This is a genomic window from Azotosporobacter soli (assembly GCF_030542965.1).
GTDB classification, from domain to species: Bacteria; Bacillota; Negativicutes; order SG130; family SG130; genus Azotosporobacter; species Azotosporobacter soli.
The window spans coordinates 14,976-37,828 of record NZ_JAUAOA010000020.1 but is presented as its reverse complement, the minus strand read 5'-3'; the positions used below and the strand labels follow the sequence as shown (position 1 = coordinate 37,828).

At 54.4% G+C, this 22,853-nt stretch carries 22 protein-coding genes and 1 riboswitch; of the genes, 14 read left to right on the top strand and 8 right to left on the bottom strand.

The window, feature by feature from the left end:
- Positions 1 to 287 precede the first annotated feature (287 nt).
- Positions 288 to 1,250 carry a homoserine O-acetyltransferase MetA gene (gene metA, locus QTL79_RS14455; RefSeq protein ID WP_346355678.1) on the top strand — a complete coding sequence of 321 codons (963 nt, stop codon included), beginning with the start codon at positions 288 to 290 and terminating at the stop codon, positions 1,248 to 1,250.
- Between the two features lie 158 nt (positions 1,251 to 1,408).
- Positions 1,409 to 3,079, top strand: a complete 1,671-nt coding sequence (locus QTL79_RS14450; RefSeq protein ID WP_346355677.1) for a sensor domain-containing diguanylate cyclase — start codon at positions 1,409 to 1,411, stop codon at positions 3,077 to 3,079.
- Positions 3,080 to 3,149: 70 nt separating this feature from the next.
- Here the strand turns inward: QTL79_RS14450 and QTL79_RS14445 are convergent, their stop codons facing one another.
- The 3 genes from QTL79_RS14445 to QTL79_RS14435 form a co-directional block, all read right to left on the bottom strand.
- The gene (locus QTL79_RS14445; protein WP_346355676.1) at positions 3,150 to 3,974 is read right to left on the bottom strand and encodes a polysaccharide deacetylase family protein; all 825 of its coding nucleotides are present in this window, start codon (positions 3,972 to 3,974) and stop codon (positions 3,150 to 3,152) included.
- A gap of 147 nt (positions 3,975 to 4,121) precedes the next feature.
- Positions 4,122 to 4,436, bottom strand: coding sequence for a multidrug/spermidine efflux SMR transporter subunit MdtI (gene mdtI, locus QTL79_RS14440; protein WP_346355675.1), 315 nt, complete (start codon positions 4,434 to 4,436; stop codon positions 4,122 to 4,124).
- On the bottom strand, positions 4,366 to 4,782 hold the full coding sequence (locus QTL79_RS14435; protein WP_346355674.1) for an SMR family transporter: 417 nt from the start codon (positions 4,780 to 4,782) through the stop codon (positions 4,366 to 4,368). The genes mdtI and QTL79_RS14435 overlap by 71 nt, the downstream gene beginning before the upstream one ends.
- Positions 4,783 to 5,187: 405 nt before the next feature.
- On the opposite strand from QTL79_RS14435, the gene QTL79_RS14430 reads away from it, so the two are divergent.
- Positions 5,188 to 6,948: a bifunctional metallophosphatase/5'-nucleotidase gene (locus QTL79_RS14430; RefSeq protein ID WP_346355673.1), complete on the top strand. Its 1,761-nt coding sequence runs from the start codon at positions 5,188 to 5,190 to the stop codon at positions 6,946 to 6,948.
- A 25-nt stretch (positions 6,949 to 6,973) separates the two neighbouring features.
- Positions 6,974 to 8,047 carry an N-acetylmuramoyl-L-alanine amidase family protein gene (locus tag QTL79_RS14425; protein WP_346355672.1) on the top strand — a complete coding sequence of 358 codons (1,074 nt, stop codon included), beginning with the start codon at positions 6,974 to 6,976 and terminating at the stop codon, positions 8,045 to 8,047.
- Positions 8,048 to 8,086: 39 nt separating this feature from the next.
- Here QTL79_RS14425 and QTL79_RS14420 read toward each other — a convergent pair whose 3' ends face one another.
- Together QTL79_RS14420 and QTL79_RS14415 are read right to left on the bottom strand one after the other, a co-directional pair.
- On the bottom strand, positions 8,087 to 8,839 hold the full coding sequence (locus QTL79_RS14420; protein WP_346355671.1) for a tRNA threonylcarbamoyladenosine dehydratase: 753 nt from the start codon (positions 8,837 to 8,839) through the stop codon (positions 8,087 to 8,089).
- Positions 8,840 to 8,959: 120 nt separating this feature from the next.
- Positions 8,960 to 9,850 carry a LysR family transcriptional regulator gene (locus tag QTL79_RS14415; RefSeq protein ID WP_346355670.1) on the bottom strand — a complete coding sequence of 297 codons (891 nt, stop codon included), beginning with the start codon at positions 9,848 to 9,850 and terminating at the stop codon, positions 8,960 to 8,962.
- A 124-nt stretch (positions 9,851 to 9,974) separates the two neighbouring features.
- On the opposite strand from QTL79_RS14415, the gene QTL79_RS14410 reads away from it, so the two are divergent.
- Entirely contained in the window at positions 9,975 to 11,201 is a 1,227-nt protein-coding gene (locus QTL79_RS14410; protein WP_346355669.1) for an MFS transporter, read from the top strand.
- An 85-nt stretch (positions 11,202 to 11,286) separates the two neighbouring features.
- Here the strand turns inward: QTL79_RS14410 and QTL79_RS14405 are convergent, their stop codons facing one another.
- Positions 11,287 to 12,861 carry a bifunctional metallophosphatase/5'-nucleotidase gene (locus QTL79_RS14405; RefSeq protein ID WP_346355668.1) on the bottom strand — a complete coding sequence of 525 codons (1,575 nt, stop codon included), beginning with the start codon at positions 12,859 to 12,861 and terminating at the stop codon, positions 11,287 to 11,289.
- A 196-nt stretch (positions 12,862 to 13,057) separates the two neighbouring features.
- Between QTL79_RS14405 and QTL79_RS14400 the strand changes: the two genes are divergently transcribed.
- The 9 genes from QTL79_RS14400 (at position 13,058) to QTL79_RS14360 (ending at position 19,980) form a co-directional block, all read left to right on the top strand.
- Positions 13,058 to 14,101, top strand: coding sequence for a PocR ligand-binding domain-containing protein (locus tag QTL79_RS14400; protein ID WP_346355667.1), 1,044 nt, complete (start codon positions 13,058 to 13,060; stop codon positions 14,099 to 14,101).
- Between the two features lie 41 nt (positions 14,102 to 14,142).
- Positions 14,143 to 14,601: a chemotaxis protein CheW gene (locus tag QTL79_RS14395; protein ID WP_346355666.1), complete on the top strand. Its 459-nt coding sequence runs from the start codon at positions 14,143 to 14,145 to the stop codon at positions 14,599 to 14,601.
- 137 nt (positions 14,602 to 14,738) lie between these two features.
- Positions 14,739 to 15,815 (top strand): M24 family metallopeptidase, encoded by a 1,077-nt coding sequence (locus QTL79_RS14390; RefSeq protein ID WP_346355665.1) that lies wholly within the window; start codon positions 14,739 to 14,741, stop codon positions 15,813 to 15,815.
- Positions 15,816 to 15,890: 75 nt separating this feature from the next.
- Positions 15,891 to 16,001, top strand: a riboswitch (TPP riboswitch).
- Between the two features lie 68 nt (positions 16,002 to 16,069).
- Positions 16,070 to 16,927: a hydroxyethylthiazole kinase gene (gene thiM / locus QTL79_RS14385; protein ID WP_346355664.1), complete on the top strand. Its 858-nt coding sequence runs from the start codon at positions 16,070 to 16,072 to the stop codon at positions 16,925 to 16,927.
- Positions 16,909 to 17,400, top strand: coding sequence for an energy coupling factor transporter S component ThiW (gene thiW / locus QTL79_RS14380; RefSeq protein ID WP_346355663.1), 492 nt, complete (start codon positions 16,909 to 16,911; stop codon positions 17,398 to 17,400). Before thiM ends, thiW begins: the two co-directional genes overlap by 19 nt.
- A 156-nt stretch (positions 17,401 to 17,556) precedes the next feature.
- A complete protein-coding gene (locus QTL79_RS14375; RefSeq protein ID WP_346355662.1) occupies positions 17,557 to 18,441 on the top strand; it encodes a LysR family transcriptional regulator in 885 nt (294 codons plus the stop codon).
- A 194-nt stretch (positions 18,442 to 18,635) separates the two neighbouring features.
- Positions 18,636 to 18,815, top strand: coding sequence for a hypothetical protein (locus tag QTL79_RS14370; RefSeq protein WP_346355661.1), 180 nt, complete (start codon positions 18,636 to 18,638; stop codon positions 18,813 to 18,815).
- 95 nt (positions 18,816 to 18,910) lie between these two features.
- Positions 18,911 to 19,285 (top strand): CidA/LrgA family protein, encoded by a 375-nt coding sequence (locus tag QTL79_RS14365; RefSeq protein ID WP_346355660.1) that lies wholly within the window; start codon positions 18,911 to 18,913, stop codon positions 19,283 to 19,285.
- Positions 19,282 to 19,980, top strand: coding sequence for an LrgB family protein (locus QTL79_RS14360; protein ID WP_346355659.1), 699 nt, complete (start codon positions 19,282 to 19,284; stop codon positions 19,978 to 19,980). The genes QTL79_RS14365 and QTL79_RS14360 overlap by 4 nt, the downstream gene beginning before the upstream one ends.
- A 1,178-nt stretch (positions 19,981 to 21,158) precedes the next feature.
- On the opposite strand, the gene QTL79_RS14355 is transcribed toward QTL79_RS14360, so the two are convergent.
- A complete protein-coding gene (locus QTL79_RS14355) occupies positions 21,159 to 21,407 on the bottom strand; it encodes a hypothetical protein (protein WP_346355658.1) in 249 nt (82 codons plus the stop codon).
- Between the two features lie 136 nt (positions 21,408 to 21,543).
- Positions 21,544 to 22,848, bottom strand: a complete 1,305-nt coding sequence (locus tag QTL79_RS14350) for a GDSL-type esterase/lipase family protein (protein ID WP_346355657.1) — start codon at positions 22,846 to 22,848, stop codon at positions 21,544 to 21,546.
- Between the last annotated feature and the right edge of the window lie 5 nt (positions 22,849 to 22,853).

Below are 22,853 nucleotides of genomic sequence, written 5' to 3'. Positions count from 1 at the left end.
TTTTATCATTTTTTGTCAATCCATGCGAATCACCCGCAGGTATTTTCGTGAATTTTCACTCGATTCCTTCTTTCATTATAATGTCCGTCCGAATAATAGAGAAGCATTTCTTCCTTTTCATCCTCTCTTCACGTTTTCCTCTTGCGTCACGCCGAGCATCGCGCGACGATTCTCTTGACTCTCTGCGGCAGATAGGTTACAGTATCAACTAATAATCACCGTTTGCCCCTTTGTCCGTTTACACTTTCACGTCACAGGCTAACAGTTGAACAGGAGGTAATGCATCCGTGCCCATTAAGATTCCGAATCACCTTCCGGCGGCCGCTACGCTGGAAAAAGAGAACGTCTTTGTCATGGAAGAAGGCCGCGCCTATGCGCAGGACATCCGTCCGCTGCGCATCTTGCTGCTTAACCTGATGCCGACAAAGATCGCAACGGAAACCCAATTGCTCCGCCTGCTCAGCAATTCGCCGCTGCAGGTCGAAGTCGATTTTCTCTACACGGCGACCTATGCGCCGACCAACACGCCGCAGGAACATCTGGTCAAGTTTTATGAGACGTTCGCCGACGTCAGGCACCGCAAATACGACGGCATGATCATCACCGGAGCGCCGGTCGAGCAGATGCCGTTCGAGGACGTCGCCTACTGGGATGAACTTTGCCAGATCATGGCCTGGAGCAAAAAAAACGTCTATTCGACGCTCCATATCTGCTGGGGCGCACAGGCCGGGCTGCATTACCACTACGGCATCCCCAAACACGCTTTGCCGCAAAAGATGTTCGGCGTATTTGCGCACACTAAGAATTTCACCAAGCAGGACAAGCTGTTTCGCGGCTTTGACGATGTCTTTTACGTGCCGCATTCGCGTCACACCGAAGTCCGGCGCTGCGACATCGAAAAGATCCCGCAGCTCGACATCTTATCCGAATCGGAAACGTCCGGCGTATATGCGGTCGCCGATTTAAAGCAGCGTCGCTTCTTCATCACCGGCCACTCCGAATACGATCCGTTGACGCTGAAAGGCGAATACGACCGCGACGCGGCTCTCGGCCTGCCGATCGCCGTGCCGCAGAACTATTATCCGGGCGACGATCCCGGCCAGACGCCGATGGTCCTCTGGCGCAGCAGCGCCAATCTGATGTTCGCCAACTGGCTGAACTATTATGTCTATCAGGAAACACCCTATGACTTATCGGTCTGGGAAGGAAACGGCAGCGGTCCCTCCGGCTTGGACGGCGACGGCATTTAAAAGAAGGCAAAGACGCTCCTGCTTTAGGAGCGTCTTTTTTCTGTTTGTCCCGCCTTTTAGGTCTTTCGTCTTATTTTATGGCAGGACTTTTCACTTTTAACCCGAACTCTAAGTCAAGATTCTTTTAAAACGCGTCAACTCCTAAGGAGGGCGTCACTTTGTCATTCGAACGCTTATTGCGCAATCTTCTCTTCCTTTGCTTCGGCCTCTTCCTTTGCCTGCCGTCGGCAAAGGCCCAGCCGCCGCAAAGCGTGCAGACCTTTGAAATCTGGCAGGATTCGAGCGGCGCTGCCGACTGGTCACAGATCGCCGCTCAGCCGTTTGCGCCTTTAACGCAGGACACGCTTTCGCTCGGCATTTCCGATCGCGTATATTGGCTGCGCTTCCGTGTAAACGAACCCCTCAGCGAGACGCGGCAGATCCTCCAGCTCGCCAACGGCAACATCGACCGCATCGATGTCTATCTGCCCGCAAAGACACCCGGCCAATACCGTTATTTCGCGGTCGGCAACGACCGCCCCGCCGAAAACAGGGAGATTTTCTCTAACACCTGGGCCTTTTATCTCTATCCGAGCAGCGACTACGTCTATCTGCGTCTTTCCAGCACTTCGGCGTTGCGTCTTCCTGTCCTCGTCTGGCAAGAGGCCGCCTTTTGGCAAAAGATCAATCAAGATTACCTCGTCTTCGGCCTTTTTTACGGCATCTTGCTGACGGCCGGTCTCTTTTATCTTTTCATTTATCGCGCGCTGCACGATAAGGCGCATCTTTATTACTGCCTCTATGTCGCAGGCATGTTCCTCTACCAATTGCAGGTGCAGGGCCACGCCCGCCTCCTCTTTAACTATCCGTACCATGCAGGCAATTTTTTCTTTTGGCTCTTGCTCTCCGGCACCTTCATTGCCTCGCTCCTCTTTGCTGAAGCGTTCCTGCACCTGAACAACAGCCACCAACGCTGGAAAAACTGGCTGCGCTTTCTGATCGGCCTGGCTGTGCTGCAAGGCGCGTTCGGCATCGCCGCCTGGAACATCGCCGCGAACCAGCTCGCACATCTGCTTGGTCTTATCGGCCCGCTCAGCATGATCACGCTGGCTCTCTTCCGTCTGCGCCAGGGTTTTCGCGCCGCTCGTTTCTACTTGGCCGCCTGGCTCATCTTATTTTGCGGCATCCTGATTTGGATTCTTTCGGCTTATCTGCCTTTGCCCGCTTTTTCCTCAATCATCCTCGTGCCTGCGACCGCGGCCGAGATTCTTTTGCTCGCGCTCGCGCTGGCCGACCGGCTGCGCCTGCTCCAGGAAAAACAGCGTCTGCTGCAAGAACGCATGCGTCATTTCCAGCAGCTCAGCCTGACCGACGCATTGACCGGCTTACAGAACAAGCGCAGCTTCCAAAGCCATTTGCAAGAATGCATCTCCTTTGCGCACAAAAATGATGCGCCGCTTGCTCTTTTGATCCTCGACCTCGACAACTTCAAGCATTACAACGACACGTACGGTCACTGGGAGGGCGACCATGTTCTGGCAAGCTTGGGGCAAACCTTGACGTTTCTCTTACGCGACAGCGACAGTGCTTTTCGTTACGGCGGCGAGGAATTCATCGCGCTCTTGCCCGGCGCTACGCAGGAACAGGCGCTACAGATCGCCGAACGCATCCGTCGCCAATTTGCCGCACAGGCGTTTCGTCCGAATCCCGACGTTGTCGTCAACGTCACGTTAAGCATCGGTATCGCCGCTCTGCAGAAAAAGGAAAGCGCCGCCGAATTTTTCAAACGGACCGACGATGCGCTCTATCGGGCAAAGAATTCCGGACGCAACCGCAGCATTTGTGCCTGAGAAACCTACGCCTTTACAAGAAAAGCTCCCGCTTGGCAAAGCTGATTTTGCCAAAACAGGAGCTTTTTTCTTACAACGTCAATGTGCTCGGACCAAGCACCCATTCCTTGGCCAGCTTGGCTTTCCCCATCAGCGTGGTAAAGTTGAGCCGCGTATAGAAATGATAAAACGGGCTTTTCGTCTTGAGGATCGGGATGCGATCCAGCGCATACGGATTGTCGCCGACCTTGACGCGGCCGAAATCGATCGTGAACGCCGCCTTATAGCCCGCTTCCCGTACCAGTTCGCCGACCGTCTCATTATATGCGCCGGTCGGATAGGCGAAGTAATCGATCGGAACATCAAGTTTCCACTGCATGCCTTCTTTTGACTTCGTCAATTGGAAGCGAATCTCATCTTGCGACAAATCGTTGAGCGGCACGTGGTTCAGCGTGTGCGAGCCGAAGACAAAACCGGCTTTGCGCATTTCTTCCACCTGCTGCCAGTTCAGATACCAATCGTTCGTCCCGACCGTATCGGTCACGAGAAAGATCGTCGCCGTCAGGCCATATTTCTTTAAAATCGGGTATGCATTATCGTAATTGTTGCGGTAACCATCGTCAAAAGTGATCAGGATTGGCTTTGACGGCAATTCCGCTCCCTGTTCGAGATGCGCCAAAAGCTGCTTCGGCGTAATCGAATGATAACCCTCTTGCGCCAAATAGGCCATCTGCCGGTCAAAATCGGCCACGCCCAACATCAGCGGATTATGCTCATGGTCTTCGATGCCATGATAATTCAAGACTGGGACTCCACTGTAACGGTCGATCAGACTGCTGCCGAACAAAACCAGTACCCCCAGGAGCAGCAAGCCGCCTAACAGCAGCAAGCCACGCTTCTTTCTTCTTTCAACCATGCGATCGCCTTCCCATCTACCCATTCAATCTTGCGTTATGAAACAAAGACTATGCTACCAGATACCTCTGCCAGCGTCAAGTTTAGACGGTTCTCTACATTGTAAAAGCGCCTGTCGAACAACCAAGCATGTCCGACAGGCGCTTCTTCAGTTCAATCGATGTAGAATCACAATTCCCCATATCATCAGGCCAAGCCCCAGCCAGCCGACAAGGTTCAAACGCTGGCCAAACAAAATAAAGTCCGTCGCCGCAGTGAGACAAAGCCCCGCCGCCCCCCAAAGAGCGTAAGCCACACTCAGTTCAATCGTCTGCACCGCCTGCGCCAGGCAGGCAAAGGCGGCCATAATGCAAGCCAGCGCTAAAAAGCCAAGACCCTTGCGCCGAAAGCCATCAGAATATTTTAAAACAATATTGGCCAGCACGTCTAACGAAACGGCCGAAGCCAGAAATACCAAGTCCATTCGCCAGTCCTCCTTTCGGAACTTCTCTGCGTCGCCCGAAATTCAGCAAAACAATACCGCCCAAAATCGCCAGACAAGCCAGCACTTTCTCTCGCTCAAGCGTCTCGTCAAAGAGCAGACAGCCGATCAAAACGATCGTAATCAGGCCGACGCCTTCCCAAACCGCATAAGCCAGACTTAAAGACATTCCCTGTATCGCCTTCGCAAGAAAAAAATAAGCTGCGCCAACCATCGCAAATAAAAACAGATAATCAAAAATACCGGCATTCACGCCGGAGTACTTGAGGCTGCTCGTTCCGATAATCTCGGCCAAAATCGAAACAAACAGCATGAACCAATAGAACATAGACACCTGCTCTGCAACCGAACTACCGCTCTTCCTGTTACAGGAAGTCGCGCGGCAATTTGTTTTTCCCGCTCAATAGGAGCGAAGATCCGGCGCAGACACTTTCTGCCTTTATTGTATCGCAGCTCGCTCAGGCAAAGCAACGCGCCCTATCGCTCGCTATCCGACGGGGATTGGAGTAAACGCGCGCCGATTGACATCATCTGCAAACTCCGTTGACTTCCCTTGCCGTCCTCTGCTTTCCTCCGCCTTCCTTCGCTCCATTTTCATTTTTTTCCATTTTCCCGTTAAAACTGTAAGTAAGTTCGATCAAACACATTCTTTTCTTCCTCTAGAGCAGGAATTTCTCCCTTCACATAGAGAAATTTGTAAATACATTCATTTCACTGCACAAAGGAGATTCAAATGAAAAAATCTCGCTTTTCACTAACGGCGGCCGTATCGCGGCGTCAATTTCTCCGTTCTTGTGCAACCGCTGCCGGCGTCCTGTTTTTCGCGCCGCATCTCACGTCCTCTTTTGCGCAGGCGGCAGACGACAAGATCAAGCTTCTCGTCACCTCCGATCTGCACGGCAATCTTGTCGGGTGGGACTATTTCACCGCCAAAGCGGCCGAACTCGGTCTAGCCAAAATCAGCACACTGGTCAAAGAGGAACGCTTGGCCAATCCGAATTGCCTCCTGATCGACAATGGCGATATCCTGCAGGGCACACCGCTCGACACCTATTACAGTTCGGTCGACAAAAGCTGGCAGGTTCACCCGATGTTCCAAGCCTTTAACGCGATGCATTATGATGCGGTCGTCTTAGGCAACCACGAGTTCAACTACGGACGGGCTTTCTTGGAAAAAGTGATCGCCGGTTCGGCCTGCCCGCTCCTTTCGGCCAACACGCTCGATGCAAAGACAGGCCGCTGCTGGTCGAGACTCAAGCCTTACATCATCAAACAGTTCACTGTCGCCGGACGACCGCTGCGCGTCGGATTGATTGGGCTGACGACTTCTGCCGTTCCAAACTGGGAGAATCCGGCCAATTTTTCCGGTCTGGCCTTTGAAGACCAGATTGCCGCGGCACGCCGCTACGTAGCCGAGATCAAGGACAAGACCGATCTGATTATTCTTTCCAGTCACTCCGGCGTCGAAATCAGCGGCGAAGAAAGTTTCAGCAACGAAAATCAGATTGCCGCACTGGCAGCCGCCTGTCCGGAAGTCAGCTTAATCATCGCCGGACATAAGCACCAGACGCTCGATAATGACAACCCGGTCCGCGATGCCAACCGCAATGTCGTTTATGACCGTTCACTCATCAAAAACAAACCTGTGCTGGAACCGAACTGTTGGGGCAAATTTCTCGGCACGGCGGAATTCGGCGTGGTTTGGCAGGATGGACGTTGGCAGATCAGCAGCATTCAGACGGCAAACCGTCCGACAAAGGACGTCGTTGAAGATGAAGAAATCCTTCAGCTGGCCAAACCCTATCATGACGCTACGGTCGCCTATCTCAACACGACGATCGCCAAAGCCAGCGGCGACTTCGACGCGGTCAACGGCACGCTGCAGGACACCGCGCTCGTTTCGCTCATCAATCGGATCCAGCGCCAGGTCGGCCACGCGCAGCTCAGCGCCGCCGCCACGTTCAATCCGGAAGCGCGCATCACGCGCGGCGACATCCGCCTGCAAAACATCTACGCGCTCTACATTTACGAAAACTATCTCTACACCATTCAAATCAGCGGCGCTCAGCTGCGCCGCTACTTGGAACACGCCGCGACGTTCTACAAACAAGTGCAGCCCGGCGACAGCGCGATCAGCACGAATAATCATGGTATGCGCGATTATAACTATGATATGATTCAGGGAGTGGATTACACCTTCGATCTCAGCCTGCCGGAAGGAGAACGCCTTCAGGCGCTGACCTTTAACGGCGCGCCTGTCAGCGACAGCGATACGTTCACTCTGGCGCTGAACAACTACCGCTATAACGGCGGCGGCGGTTACATGGCTGCCTTGGGTTTTGACGCGACGCACCGTCCGACCGTCCTCTTCGATTCGCAGAAAAATTTCGGCGACCAGGGACAGCTGCGCAATCTGATCATCAATTACATCAAAGAGCAGCAGACGCTGGCTCCCGTCATCTACGACAATTGGCATTTGACCACCGGTCAATGATCCGTACGCATAGGAGGTCATGCATTTGCAAAAGCTACTTTTTTTCTTACTTTTCGCTCTCTGCCTGCTCTATGCGCCGTCTGTCCAGGCAGGCATGCCTAGCTCAAAAACGCCTCCGGTACCGATGCAGCTGACAAATCTTCGCCTTACGGCGCCGCTTGACATCGCCAGCGGCGAAAATGCGCTGCAACTGACGCTCGACGCCAACGGTCCGGTTCAGGTCAGCGCAACTTTGCCGCAGCCGACGCGTCTGCAGCTGACGATCAGCGGCAGCAGCGGGGCCAAGTTAGCCAAACGATTGACAGCCGACGGAAAAATCGCCAAAGCGATCTCTTTGACGACGCCGACTGCGTCGACGACCGTACTGACGCTGCAACTAGTCAAAGGCATCACGGCCGCAGACTACCGCCTGACGAACCAGCCGCCGGGTGCGGAAAAACCCGGCCAGATCGTGTTGACGATCACCAAACCTCTCCTGCCGTTGCCGCTTGTCTTTACGCCGGGCTTAAAAGGCAAGACGATCACGCTCGATCCCGGCCACGGCGGCAGCGATCCCGGCGCGGTCGGCCCCGGCAAAACGCTGGAAAAGAACGTGACGCTCGCGGTCGCACTGCAGGTCAAAAGCCTGCTGGAAAAAAGCGGCGCGAAAGTCATCCTGACGCGCCAGAGCGATAAAGACGTCTTTGCCGTTAACGCCAGCGCACCCGATGAACTCGGCGCACGCGCCGCGATCGGCAACCGTAACTTATCCGACCTCTTCGTCGACATTCATGCCGACTCATTTTCCGATCCTTCCGTCGGCGGCACCGGAACCTTTTATTTTGAAAAATCGCCCTACGACAAATTGCTGGCGCAAACGCTGCAAAATTCGACCGCAGCGGCCGGAGGACTCGACGACCGCGGTATTTCCAGCGCCAACTTCTTCGTGCTGAAACGGACGCGAATGCCCGCGGCGCTGATCGAACTCGGCTTTATCTCCAACCCCAATGAAGAAAAGCAATTGAGCGATCCGGCTTTCCAACAGAAAGCGGCGCAGGGCATCGTCAACGGTTTACAGAGTTTCTTCATGCAGGCCGCCAAATTGAATAAAAAACCATAAAAAGAGGCCGACTTTCGCATGAAAGTCGGCTTCTTTTTATTATTTCTCTAACAAATCGCGTACCACAACACCGGCGATCAATAAGCCGGATGTCGCCGGGACAAACGAAATGCTGCCGGGCACCTGACGTTTCGTCAGACAATGGCGATCGGAACCTTCCGGGCAGACGCACTGCCCGTCACAATTAGCGCCCGGTCCCTGCGGTTTCAGGGGGATCTCCTCGGAATAGACGACTTTTAATGCCTTGATGCCGCGCGCGCGCAGCTCCTTGCGCATCACCTTAGCCAGCGGGCATGTCTTCGTCTTGTACAGATCGGTGACGCGCAGCTGGCCGGGATCGAGCTTATTGCCCGCGCCCATCGCGCTGATCACCGGAATGCCTTTTTCCTCCGCCTGCATGATAATGTCGATCTTGGCCGTCACCGTATCGATCGCATCGACAATATAGTCATAGTCGGCGCGGATCAGCGCATCGCCCTGCCCCGGCAAATAAAAGGTTTTATGCGTTTCTACGACCGCTTGCGGATTGATCGAAAGGATTCGCTCCTTCATCGCTTCCACTTTGGCCTGACCGACCGTGGCGCGCGTCGCGTGAAGCTGCCGGTTCAGATTGGTCAGACAGATCAGGTCGTCATCGACCAGTACCAGATGTCCGACGCCGGCTCTGGCCAGCGCTTCGACGACAAAACTGCCGACGCCGCCGACGCCGAACACCGCCACCGTGCTTTCCGCCAAACGTTTTAAACCCGCTTCGCCGATCAACAGCTCCGTGCGGGAAAATGCATGTAACATAGTAAAATCCTCCATGAGTATAGTAAAGCGCATTCATTATCACAAGATACGCCCGCCTTGTCAATCAAAATCCGTCGGCGTTTTGTTTTTTCCGCCTGCAGCGGTCGTGGCAAAGCGATTTCAATTCAGGCTGTGCTGCTTTTTCTCTTCCTGCAGGATGAAGTCTTTGAACTGTTTGACTGCGGGTGAAATATAACGTCCCGGTTGCCACGCCAGGCCGATCGTACGGAAACAGACCGGTTCGACAATCGGCAGGAAGACGATTTTCATTTGCTCGAGACCATGAATATGCGGAATCATCGCCACGCCCAAGCCCGCTTCGACCAAACCGGCGACCGTCATGATTTCTTCGCCTTCAAATTTGATTTCCGGGGCGATGTTCGCGCTGCGCAGCAGTGCGTCGCTTAAGATCCGCAAGCCGTAATGTTCTTTAAAGGTGATCAGCGGTTCTTCCGCGATGTCGCAGAGGCGGATGCTGGCGCACTTCGCCAATGGATGCGCAGCCGGCACGGCAATGAACAGTTCTTCCTTAAAGAGCGGCGTCCATTCAATGCCTTCTTCTTCCACCGCCGCGCAGAGGCATAGGTCGATCTCACCGCCGAGCAACTGTTTGACCAACGCCGCCGTGCCGTTTTGGTAGAGTTTGAACTGCACCTTAGGGTGCAGCTTGCGAAAACGTCCAACCAGACTGGGCACGAAGTTCGTTCCCAGCGAGTGCAAAAAAGCGAGCGCGACTGTCCCCTGTTCCGGGTCGATGTACTCGCGGATCGATTCCCGCCCCTGCTCGATTTCAAGCATCGCCCGCTCGATATACTGCAGGAACATCCTGCCGCAAACGCTTAGTTTGATCCGCTTGCCGCCGCGTTCAAACAAGGCGAAGCCAAGCTCTTCTTCCAGCTTTGCCATTGAGCGGCTCAGCGCCGGTTGTGAAACGGACAGTTCCAGCGCGGCTTGCGTGATGTTCTCCAGTCTGGCAACCGTCTTGAACTGTTGAAATTGACTCCACTGCATTCGCTCACCACCTTTATATAATCATAACGCATCATTTCAATGTAAACAATGCATTGGACGCATGAACTATTCCCTATTATGATAGAAGAAAAAGGATAACCCGCGTGAAAGGACCGTGTTTTTTATGCAAGCTTACATTCTTAAAGATAGTCGCGCTTATTACCGGGCGATTGCCGCGCTCTTCGCCGGCAGCCTGGTCAGTTTCGCCGTGCTTTATTGTACGCAGCCGCTGTTGCCGGTATTCTCGCGCGAGTTTCAGTTGTCTCCCTCTTGGGCCAGCTTATCCGTGTCGCTGCCGACCGGGGCGATGGCTCTCTCGATGCTGCTCGTGGCAGGATTGTCCGACCGGATCGGGCGCAAACGCACGATGGCGATCGCGCTCGGCGGCGCTTCGCTCTTGACGCTGGCCAGCGCCTTTGTCAACGACTTCAACCACCTCTTATTCTTCCGGGCGCTGCAGGGCGTCCTGCTGGCCGGCTTTCCCTCGATCGCCATGGCCTATGTCAACGAGGAATTCGATCCAAGCATCACCGGCCTCGTCATGGGCATTTACGTCAGCGGCACTTCGATCGGCGGACTGGCCGGACGTCTGGCCGTCAGCGCGATCACCGATCATTTCTCCTGGCAACTGGCGCTCGGTTCACTCGGTCTTTTGACGCTTTTAGCCAGCCTCGGTTTTTGGCTGGCGCTGCCGAACTCGCAGCGCTTCCAAGCGTCGCCGAAACCGCCGCGTCAACTGGCACTGGCGCTGCTGCGTCTCTTGCAAAACCGGGTCCTGCTCTCGCTATATGCGATCGGCTTTGCAATCATGGGCAGCTTTGTCACGTTATACAATTACATCGGTTACCCGCTCCTGGCGCCGCCTTATAGTCTCAGTCAGACCGCGATCGGCGCGCTGTTCTTTCTTTATCTGGTCGGCACGTTCAGTTCCACCTACATGGGACGCCAAGCCGATCAGCTCGGGCATTCGCGTATCCTTTGCCGTTCTCTTTCGATCATGCTGGTCGGCGCGCTCGCCACGCTCTTGTCTCCGCTCTTTTTAAAACTGACCGGGCTGGCCGTTTTCACGTTCGGCTTCTTCGCCAGCCATTCGGTGGTGAGCAGCTGGATCGGCAAATGCGCCGCGCAGGACAAGGCGCAAGCCTCGTCACTCTATCTTCTCTTCTATTATCTCGGCGCCAGCGTGATCGGCGGCGCAGGCGGCTTTTTCCTGCACCGTTGGAACTGGCCCGGCGTGATTTTCCTGGCCGCTTTCGTACTCAGCCTCGCCTTTGCGGTCAGCTTTTTCCTGCTGCGCCAGGAAAAAAGCGCGGCCATCCAGGCCTCTTCACCCTTATCGGTAGAGAGCTAAGATTTTTTCGCTCATCAATCTGAATAACAAGAAGGGTCTGTTGCAAAATAAGATTTTACTCTCATTTTGCAACAGACCCTTCTCTTTATGCCGCTGCCGGAAGTCGGCCGACGGCTTCGCTTCGGATTTCGATGAGACGATCATCGCCGCTGAAGTCGATGACCTTAAGCGCTTTGATCTTTTCCACCAGGATATCGCGCAGCGGTATGTTGCTGTCTTTTAGGTTCTTGCCTTCTTTGAACATGCTGTAGCCGTCACCGCCGAGCGCCATGAAGTCATTCGTCGCGACGCGATAGCCGCGCTTCTTATCGAGCGCCTGTCCGTCAAGCGTCGTCACCGCGACGATCCGTTCCCCTGGCGGCAGACTGGCGTCGTATTGCACCTTGAGTCCGGCATATTGCAACATGCCGATCTTACTGTTATGAATGCCGTACTGCAGGACCTGCATGACCTGCTCGCCGGTCAGATCGACGGTGAAGAGCGTATTGTCGAACGGCATGATTTCATACAGATTGCCCATCTTGATCAGTCCGGCCGGAATGCTGGTACGGATACCGCCGCCGTTTTGAAAGGCGATGTCCGCCTTGGCGGCTTCGCGCAGCACGTCGCTGCTCCATTGCCCGAGGAGCGAGACATTTTGCTCGCTGCGCTCATGATGCAATTCCCTTAGCGTTTCTCCCAGCACCACCTGCTTGATCGGCGCGACCTCCGCTTCGGCTTTCGCCACGATCGCGGCTACAGCCGGGTCGGCTGTCAGTTCCGCCGGATTCAGTGCGCTGACCTTGGCAACGCTGGCCGTCACCTGTCTGCTTTTTTTATCATAGGTCAGATCGATCTCACCTACCGCACGGCCGAAATAATAGGCCTGCACGATCGGCACTTCACCGACCTTGCCAAAGATCGTCTGATGCGTATGCCCGGATACGATTGCGTTCAAACTCGGCACGCCCGCCGCCAAGCGTGCGGCGTCATCGCTGATGAGACGACTTTCCTTATCCTGATAGCTGCCGAGATGGGAGACGACAACGACCAGATCCGCCCCCTTCGCCTTGAGCTGCGGCAGCAGTGCCTTCGCGCGCTCCACCGGATCGGCGAACTGATACGCGCCGACCGCTTTCGGATTCGTCATATAGGCAGTCTGCGGCGTCGCAAGGCCGATGACCGCGATGTGGACGCCCTTGCGTTCGAGCATCTGATAGTCTTTGGCGAACGGCGCCGCTTTAGCGCTGTCTTTCAGCAGGATATTGGCGCCAAGATAAGGGAAATTCGCCTGTGCGATCCGCTGCTCTAAGCGTTCAATGCCCCAGTCGAATTCGTGGTTGCCGAAAGCCATCGCATCGAACGCAACCTCGTTCATGAATTCGACGACTGGCTTGCCGTAGAGCAGATTCGACTCCACGCTGCCCTGAAACATGTCGCCGCCGCTCAGCAGCAGCGTCCCGTCCGGATTCTTGGCGCGCAACGCTTTCAAATAAGCGGCCAGTTTTGCCGCGCCGGGATTTTTTCCGTTTTCAATCAGCGCGCCGTGAAAATCATTGACGCTCACGATTTGCAGTTCGACTTGGTCGCCATTTTCCTCGGCCGTCGCGGCCGCTGTCCAAAAGGTCAGACAGACGGCGACAAGACAAAGCGCAAGGAGTGTTTTTTTCAGTTTTTGCATACGCAACCTCCCATTTTCCTATTCCTCGCATACATTCTTTTTTAATTTTCGCCGCTTGCCAACTATTTCCTGCTCCTCTTCCCCACCGAAAGTTGACAAAACATTGCTACAATTCCACCTTTTTCTTTCAAGGCACGAAGACTTCTTTCACGAATTGTTAGCCTGTAGCTTATTTTGAACAGGGAGTGTGTTCAACATGGAAAAAAATCTTACCCAGGCAAGCATCAATCTCGACGAACTCAAAATCGAAGACGTGATCGACCTCGACTTTCTGCAGCAGTTTCAAAACACGTTCGCGGAAAGCCTTGGCATCACCAGCATCGCGGTCGATATCGACGGCACGCCGGTCACGTCGCCCAGCAACTTCACCCGCTTCTGTATGGATTTCACCCGTCAGTCGCCTGTCGGCTGCAAACGCTGCATGGAAGGCGACCGCAAAGGCGGCGAAGAGTCGGCGCGCACCGGAAAACCGGCGATTTACGAATGTCACGCCGGCTTGATCGACTTTGCCAGCCCGATCATGCTGGAGGGCCGCCAGATCGGCTCCATGCTGGGAGGTCAGGTGCTGACCGAACCGCCGGTCGAAGAAAAATACCGCAAGATCGCGCTGGAAATCGGCGTCGATCCCGATGAGTATGTCGCTGCGGTACGGGAAATCCCGATCATGCCGCGCAAAAACATCGAGTCGGCCGCCTTGCTTCTCTATCTGGTTGCCAATACCATCTCCAAGGCCGGCGCGTATAAATATCGCCTCCGCCATATGGCGCAAATGATCAATGACAATCTGACTAATATCTCCGCGACGATCGAAGAGCTGGCCGCCTCCGCAACCGACGTAAATACCAACCAAGGCCTCTTGAACGCGGAAATTAAAAACGTAAATATCGTCTCGGCGCAAATCAACGACGTGATCGAATTCATCAAAGAAATCGCCGACGAAACGCGCCTGCTCGGCCTTAATGCCGCCATCGAGGCCGCGCGCGCCGGTGAGGCCGGAGCCGGCTTCGGCGTCGTCGCGCAGGAGATTCGCAAACTGTCCGGCGATTCAAAGGAAACGATCGGCAAAATCCGCGAGTTTACCAACATCATCACGCAGTCGGTCAATAAAACCGTCAGCATGGGCGAATCCACCTCGATCATCATCAATCAACAAGCGTCGGCCATCGACCAGGTCGCACACAACATCGTCGAACTGACGGAAATATCCGAGCAACTCTATAAACTCACGCAACAAAATTAATTTCATTTGATCGCATCTTGAAACTGAAAGGAGCGAGTACTTTGGCACGCATCCAATTGCTTGTTTTTGAAGTCGGCAACCGAGAATTTGCCATCGACGCAGAATCGGCGAACGGCATTCTTCGCGCAAAAAAATTCACCATTCAAAAACTGCCCGGCAACGATCAGCGCATCGACGGCATGATCAATTTACGCGGCAAGATCATTTATCTTTTTAATCTCTGCAGCAAGCTGGACATCCCGCACCGCGAGATCAGTCCGGAAAGTAAGATTGTTTTGGTCCAGGTGTCGGAAGGCAGCGTCGGCTTCATCGTCGACGAGGTCAACGACATCGTCCGCTTCGACACCGACGAGATCGAACCGGCGCCCTTTTTCGTTTCCGCCAAGGACGCCCAATACATCAGCGGCGTCGGCAAGATCGATGAACGTCTGCTGGTCATTCTCAAGTTGGATCATCTGCTTTCGGTCGAAGAACTGGAGTCGCTGCCCGAATCCGTATGAACCGCCCCGTGAAAAGCCGGGCGCAGGCCAAACGTCTGCGCCCGGCTTTCCCTTTTTCGCCGCAGCACAGGATTTTAACCGGCTACGCCGAATGAAGCATTTATGAAGTTTTTTCACGATACGAAGGAGGTTTCCCGATGTCCATCCGCACCGACCGTTTGCGTCAATTTTTAGCCGGCATCGCCTGCGACGCTGTGCTTGTCAGCAAAAAAGAAAACGTCCGCTATTATTCGGGCTTTAGCGGCAGCAATGCCCAACTCCTGATCACACCGGATCAGGCCTGGCTGCTAACCGATTTTCGTTACGTCGAGCAGGCCACGCAGCAAGCGCCGGATTTTTCGATCCTGCGCTACAGCGGTTCGCCCTATCCGGTCATGACCGAAACGCTGGCGTCTGCCTATCCTGGCAAGAAGTTGACGATCGCCTTCGAAGGCGACTTTGTCGTTCACGATACTTTTGAAGCCTTGAAGACGGCATTGCCGGAATCTGCCTGGCAAAGCTGCAGCCTGGAGTCGCTGCGCATGCAAAAAGACGCCGAAGAGCTGCGCCTCATCCATCAGGCGATGGAAATTAGCCAGCAGGCTTTTGCGCAGATTCTGCCGCTGATTAAACCCGGTGCAAGAGAATGCGACATCGCTCTGGAACTCGAGTTTGCAATGCGTCGCCGCGGCGCAGAAGGCAAGGCGTTCGATTTCATCGTCGCCTCCGGAGCGCGCGGTGCGCTGCCGCACGGCGTGGCCAGCGAAAAGGAATTGTGTGAAGGCGAATTGGTGACGCTGGACTTCGGGGCAGTGTATAAAGGCTACCATTCCGATATGACGCGCACGCTTTGCCTTGGCACGGCAAGCGAAAAACAGCTCGAAATCTACAACCTCGTCCTCAAGGCGCAGGAAGTCGGCTGCGCCGCAATCCAACCCGGCATCACCGGCAAAGACGTCGATGCCGCGGCGCGGCAGGTCATCATCAGCGGCGGTTACGGCGAGCAATTCGGTCATGGCCTTGGGCACGGTCTTGGACTGATGATCCACGAAGAACCGCGCCTCAGTCCGGTCGGCGACCGGATACTGACGATCGGCACGCCGGTCACCGTAGAACCGGGCATCTATCTTCCCGGTTGGGGCGGCGTCCGGATCGAGGACACCGTGGTCGTCTCGGCGGACGGCTGCATTAACCTGACTGCCGGAACCGGCAAAGAGCTGCTGGAGATCCGCTGATCTCTTTCAATCGATCCCTGCCGCGTAAAGTACGGTTGCAATTTTACGCCGCCTGCTTTATGATTAAGACAATTAAATATGGGCAAGGGGAGCCGGTATCGCCGGCTGAGAAATGCACCGCTAAGTGCATGACCCTTATACCTGATCTGGATTATGCCAGCGTAGGAATTGCCAGCCGACTCACAAGCCGTCAGCGCATCTTTCTCTGGATGCGCTGTTTTTATTTTATTCCATGAACACAGGAGGAATTCCGGATGAACTTAAAGCAGCAGCTGGCCGAGGCGCTCGAGCGCGTCCAGGCGCAAAACCCGTTGATCCACCAACTGACAAACTTCGTCACCGCCAACGACTGCGCCAATGTCACACTGGCGCTCGGCGCGTCGCCGGTAATGGCTGACGACCCGGGCGAAGCGGCGGAAATGAGCAGCGCCGCCGACGCACTGGTTCTAAATATCGGCACGCTCGATCACAGCCGTCTGCCCGCCATGCTCTTGGCCGGTCAGGCGGCGGCAGAGAAAGGCATTCCGATTATTTTTGATCCGGTCGGCGTCGGCGCGACCGCGCTGCGCAGCGCCGCGGCACAGGAGATCATTCGCTGCCTGCCGCTCAGCGTGATTCGCGGCAACCGTTCCGAAATCAAACAACTGGCCGGCTTTGCCTCTGTTATCAAAGGCGTCGACGCGCAGGAAGACGACGACGAAGAAATCAACGATCTTCCGGCAATCGCACGCGACTTGGCCCAGCGTCTCGACTGTGTTGTTTGCGTTACCGGCAGACAGGATCTCGTCGTCGACAAGCATCGCCTCTGTCTGATCAGCAACGGACATCCTTTTCTCTCTCGCATCACAGGTACCGGCTGCATGGCAAGCGCGCTGATCGCTTCCTGCTGCGCAGTCTGCGGCGATCCGTTCCTCGGTGCTATAACCGGCCTCACCGTCATGGGCGTGGCGGGCGAAACGGCGCAGGCTACACTGCGGGAAGGCGAGGGACTAGGCACGTTTCGCCTGCGTCTCTTCGACGCCATTTCCACTCTGACGCCCGAAACTTTCGCCGCAAAAGCGCGGCTCACAACAACCATAAAGGAGGCTCCCTCATGCCGCTACGCCAACTGACTTTTAGCGCTTTATTCGTCGCCATCGCCGTCTTTTCCGCCCATATCGTCTATATCCCGGTCGGCATCGCCAAATGCTTTCCGATCCAGCATGCGATCAATGTCCTGCTGGCCGTGCTGCTCGGCACTCGCTATGCGGTCAGTGCAGCCTTTACCACCTCACTACTGCGCAATCTGCTCGGCACAGGCTCCTTGCTCGCGTTCCCCGGCAGCATGATTGGCGCAGCCTGCGCCGGTTTCTTGTACCAAAAAACCGGGCGCATCTGGGGCGCGATCCTCGGCGAAATCATCGGTACCGGACTGATCGGCGGCTTGTTGGCCTTTCCGATCGCCAAATTCCTCCTTGGCTCGCAGGTCGGTGCTTTTTTCTTCATCATTCCGTTTCTGATCAGCACCACCGGCGGCAGCCTGCTCGCCTATCTGCTCTGTCAAACGCCGCTTGCCTCGTTCTGCCGCGAGCGCTTGGGGCAATGACTAGTGGCTAGTGGCTAGTGGCTAGTGGCTAGTGGCTAGTGGCTTTTAATTTTACGTGCGATACGCCGCTTTAAAGCATATGCCAACGCCCGTTTCATTTTCCGCTGACTTCCTGTAAAATAAGAGTACTAATAAAAATTGCAGGAGGACGCTGCGTTGGATATACGAAACCTTGCCTATTTCATCGAAGTCGCCCGGCAGAAAAATTTCAGCAAGGCGGCGGAAACCTTGCATGTCTCACAACCGTCGATCAGTAAGGCGGTCAAGGATTTGGAAAACAGACTGAACGTCACGCTTTTTTACCGAAGCACCAAATACGTCGAGTTGACCGATGCCGGCGAAACGATTCTCGAGCAGGCGCAGCAGATCGTCTCCTCGTTTCAAAATCTCACGGCTCAGCTAGATGGGCTCACGCAGATCCGAACCGGCACGATCCATATCGGTTTTCCGCCGATTACCGCGGTAACAAGCTTCTCACACCTGTTGAGCGCTTTTCGCCGCGCTTATCCGCAGATTCAGATCCATCTCTATGAATCCGGGCCGAAAAAAGTCGAGGCTTCCGTTCAGGACGGTCTCTTGGACCTCGGTCTCTTCACGCCGGACGACGCCAGCGATGAATATGACCGCATCTGGTTCGAACAGGATCCGCTCGATGTCATCCTTCACCCCGGTCATCCTTTGACTTCGCGTTCGCAGCTCGTCCTTCAGGATCTGGCGAAAGAACAGTTCATCCTCTTCAGCAGCGAATACAAACTGCATGATATGATCATCGATTGTTGCAAGAAAGCCGGCTTCTCGCCGTCGATCGCGCTCGAGACCGCGCAGCGTGAGCTGATGACGCAGATGGTAGCCGCCAACATGGGCATTGCGCTCTTGCCGCATAAGATCTGCGCAGCGCTTGATCCGGCGCAGATCGCCTCACGACCACTCAGCGATCCGACCATCTGCCTGCGTCTGGCGCTGGTCTGGAAAAAGCGCCGTTACCTGTCGCACGCCGCGCGCGAACTGCTTACCTTCGCACAAACCTTTCAGCATAAATGAGAAAAGACGGCTACGCGGGCCGTCTTTTTTTCATTCAGTTATTCCATATTTGAATATACACAATTCTTTTTTTGTATTTCTCTTATAACTAAACCTGCGCTACAATAAGACCATAGCAAGAGAAAACAGATGAATGCTAGCACACCTTTCCCGAACCGGAAAGAGACGATAAAAATTTGAAAGGAGGCTTCATTATGATGACCGCATCACTGCGCAGCTTGGAACGCAAAGTAGCTGCCAAAACCGTCAAAACGAGCCCCAAAGTCGAAGTCAAAGCCAGCAAAGGCGCTGCCGTCCAAGTTTGGCCGGAACTCAAAGCTTGGCCTGACATCACCCGGCAACAAGGTTTCTGGGATACCGCAGTTCTCTCCTAATTGATGGAACGACTGACGACTGGCGCAACACAGCTTGCGCCAGTCATCCTTTTTCACTTATTTTTTACTCGTACACACGGAAAGAGAGTGTCTTTATGAAAATCCTAACGATCATGTTTCAAGTCGGTGTGCTCTTCGCGTTCGCGCAGTTGGGCTCTGTCATCGCAAACTCGCTTCATCTGCCTTTGCCCGGCAGCATCGTCGGCATCTTCCTCGTCTTTCTTCTGCTCCAGGCCGGAATCTTGCGCCTGGAATGGCTGGAAAGCGGCGCCGACTGTCTGATCGCCGAGCTGATGCTGTTTTTTATTCCCTCTGCGGTAGGCGTCGTCCAGTACCAACAGATGATGCTGGTCAGCGGTCTGCGCTTTGAACTCGTCATCCTCTTAAGCACCCTGACCGTGATGATCTGCACCGGCGTGTTGGCGGAAACAATCCATCGCCTCGGAACGCCAAAGGAGAAGACCTCATGAGTATGCTCAGTCTTTTTTTAACGCTGCTGATCTACGCGGCCGCCAAAGCAGGCTATCGTCGCTGGTCCTACGCGATCTTCTCGCCGCTGGTCATTTGCCCGCTGCTGCTCATCAGCTTGTTGCTCTTAAACCACATTCCCTATGCTTTTTATCAAAGCGGCACCGATTCGTTGACGCAGATGCTGCAACCAGCCACCGTCGCGTTTGCGGTCCCTTTATACAAATACCGCCATTTGATCAAAGAATATGCCGGCGAACTCGTGGCCGGCGTGCTCGGCGGTTCCGTAGTCGCGATTTTAAGCTCGCTGATTTACGCCAAGTGGCTGCATATCGACAATCTCGAACTGTTAGGCAGCCTGGCGCCGCGCTCGATCACCACGCCGATGGCGATGAACGCCTCGCAATCGATCGGCGGCGTCCCGGCCATGACCGCAGTCTTCGTGATTTTGACCGGCCTTACCGGCATCCTTGTCGCGCCGCTCTTGCTGCGCGTCCTGCCGCTTAAGAACCGGATCAGCCAGGGCATGCTGCTCGGCATGGGCGCTCATGCCGCCGGAACGGCCAAGGCTTATGAACTCGGCAACCAGCACGGCGCGATTGCCAGTCTGACGATGATTTTTGCCGGCGTAGCCACGTTGCTGCTTGCGCCGTTTGTCGTCCCGGCCTTCATGCAGTTTCTGACCTTCTCGTTTTAACGCGAAGCGTTTTGTCATAAATGCTATCCTGCGCAGGCTTTTTTTCGTCAGCTCTGCCTACAGGACTTACGCAGAAATGTGCGAAATAGAAAGATAGAGACATAGCTCTCTTATCCTTTCTTTCGCCCCTTTGCTGCTGCCATGGCAAAGGGGCCTCTTTTTATCCGTTTGGCAAAATCTTGATAACTTCTTGTTATCCTTAGCTCTCGATTGTGTTATGCTATTATACATATTCTGTTATCTTATTAGAAAGGAGGCTTCCTCTCATGCAAAAAATAGAATTCAAGGCCTATGCGCTGATGTTTTGTTTTGTTATTGCCTTAGCGGTCACGCAAGCCATCTAAAGCCATTTACTTTTTTCGCTTCGCGTCGATCATCCGTCAGAGACTTTCTCTGCTTTCATACGAACAAGCCTATCTTCTTCCCTTATTATGATAGGCTTGTTTTTTTTACCCTTTAAACATGACCGCCTTCTTCTGAAAGAGCGGTTGCTGCGCATGCAAAAAACCGCCGGGTGACTAAGCCAGTCATCCGGCGGTTCTTACTTGCTAACTTGGATCAACGATCTGAAACTTATAACCTCTTACGGGTCAAGCCACTCCAACCGTTGATAAAAACCTTCACTCGAGCCTACAGCTGAAACAATACAGGTAGACTCTGTCTCGCAACGATACATTGCGCTGTTCAGTGTGTGTCGTTCGACACACTGTGATCTCTTAGCTATTCAATTGTGATCCCATGGTTCGGTTTTCCCAGCATAACCAACTCCTCATCCATTGGGATTGTTCGGCGTCGTTATTCTCTGTCGATGGAATCACCTCTTTCTGCGCATTCTGCGATGAATTTCTTCTTTTTCATTCCTTCTGTGCTTGTCTTTATTATAACCGATTTCTCTCTAAACTTCAACTGAATATTCAAAAAACTACGTTTGTTTTTTCTCGCTGCAGCTCGATTTGATAGAGAAAGTAGCGTGCGCTAACAGGAACGAATCGAACGCTTGGAGAACATGAAAACACGAAGAATCAAAGCGGCCCGATCGTATCGGCCCGGTGAGAAGGTCGGAAGAATTTAAAAGCTCTTCCAACCTTCCCGTCTTCGACTCTTCGTGTAAAAAACGTCCCGCTTGCTTTCGTTTCAGTCTCGGAAAACCGTCTTACGGCGGCTTTCACCCCTTAATTTTATGAGTGCAATAAAAGTTCATGATAACGCGTCTGCAGACCAAGGAATTCTTCAGGGTCCTGTTCCGCCAGTTCCAGCCATAATGCGCTGAATTCACAGCTGCCGGGAGCAAAGCAAAGGCAACGCCCATACGGATGCTCGATGCTGTGCAGCCAACGGACGAATCCATCGGCCAGTTCTGTGCTGAAATGATATAGACCGTACACGATTCCGATGCGTGCTTGCAGCGAAATTTGTTCTCCCACCATGTTCACCTCCCTTCGCGTCGGTGTACCGGCTGAAATAACGCTCTTACTGCAAGTATCGCCGTATTTCGACAACAGCGCTATACCCCTGACGGGATAAATTTCCTGTCAGGAGCTGCGCTGCGCTTATCCTCTCCTACTATTGGCTCACTCGGCTCCAGTTCTCATTAATGATTCGGGCCATGATCTTCTTCGCTTCGACGCCGGGATGCAAACCGTCCATCGCATACTCTTCCGGTAGCCAGCCTTTTTCATCGCTGAGACTCGGCGCTATGTCGATGCAATACGGTTGGCTGAGGATGAAACGATTCACCTTATCATATTCACTGCGCCAGTTGCGTGCAGTGCTGCTCTCCGACACCTGCGCAATCAGCGTCGGGTTCAGCGGCGGCAGCGTCAGAAAAATAGGCCGGATGCCCCAGTTCAGACATTTTTGCCGCAACGCGGTAAGTTCACGGATCACCGTATCGGCGTTTACGCCGTCGCGTAAACTGTTCGTGCCCGCCAAGATGATCAGATTTTGCGGGTGATACGGTACGACATCGGCCTCGAAGCGGTTCAAAATTTGCCGCGCCGTGTCGCCGCTGCGTCCCAAATTGACCGTAGGAAAGTCCAAATACGTCTGATAGCAATATTCACGATCCGCCGGTGAATACGACACGTCACCGCCGCCGTGCGTAATGCTGTCGCCGAGCGTCGCTGCGTAAACAGCCTGACTCAAATCGACGCGAAACTGCCCGGTCGAGGAAAAGCCGCCAATCGGTCCGCCCAGCGCGTCCAGACCGCGCACACGCCAATAATAAACGCCGGGCCGGATACGCGCCACATCGTCATAGCAATCATAACCTTCGACCCGCTTGCGCCAAATACGATGCGAAGACGCTGCCGTGCTGTCCTCTTCCGTCGCTTCCGGCGCCTGATCCAGCACTTCGACTTCATATGCATACGCTCCCGGTACCGGAATCCAGGCATAGACCGGATAAAGCGGCGTTGCCTGTCCCGCTTCGTTAAAACGCGCGGTCAACGTCGGACGCAAGAGAGTGATCCGCCCGTGTTGCAGCGTGATCTTCTGCGCATCGGAAAACACGCCGACCGGGCGGCCATCGAGCGTCAAGCCGCGCACACGCCAATAGACCGCCTTGCCCGGATAGTCGGACAAATCCGCCTGATAGCCGAGCGTAAAAATATCGCGCACCGCGCGCAGCCGATACTTGGAAGCATCGCTAGCATTCGGATTTTCCGGCATCTTCTCCAAAAATTCCACTTCATAGGAAGCCGAACCCGGAACCAGACTCCAAGACAAGAGCGGTCGATCCGTCGCAGCCTGCTCTAAAGATTGTGTGATCGGCTGCGGCTTCACTGCCGCTGCGCTAGCCTCCGCAAGCTGATTTTGCCCTACTATAGTAAGCAGTAAACAGGCTGCCATTATGATCCATCTTTTCATTCACT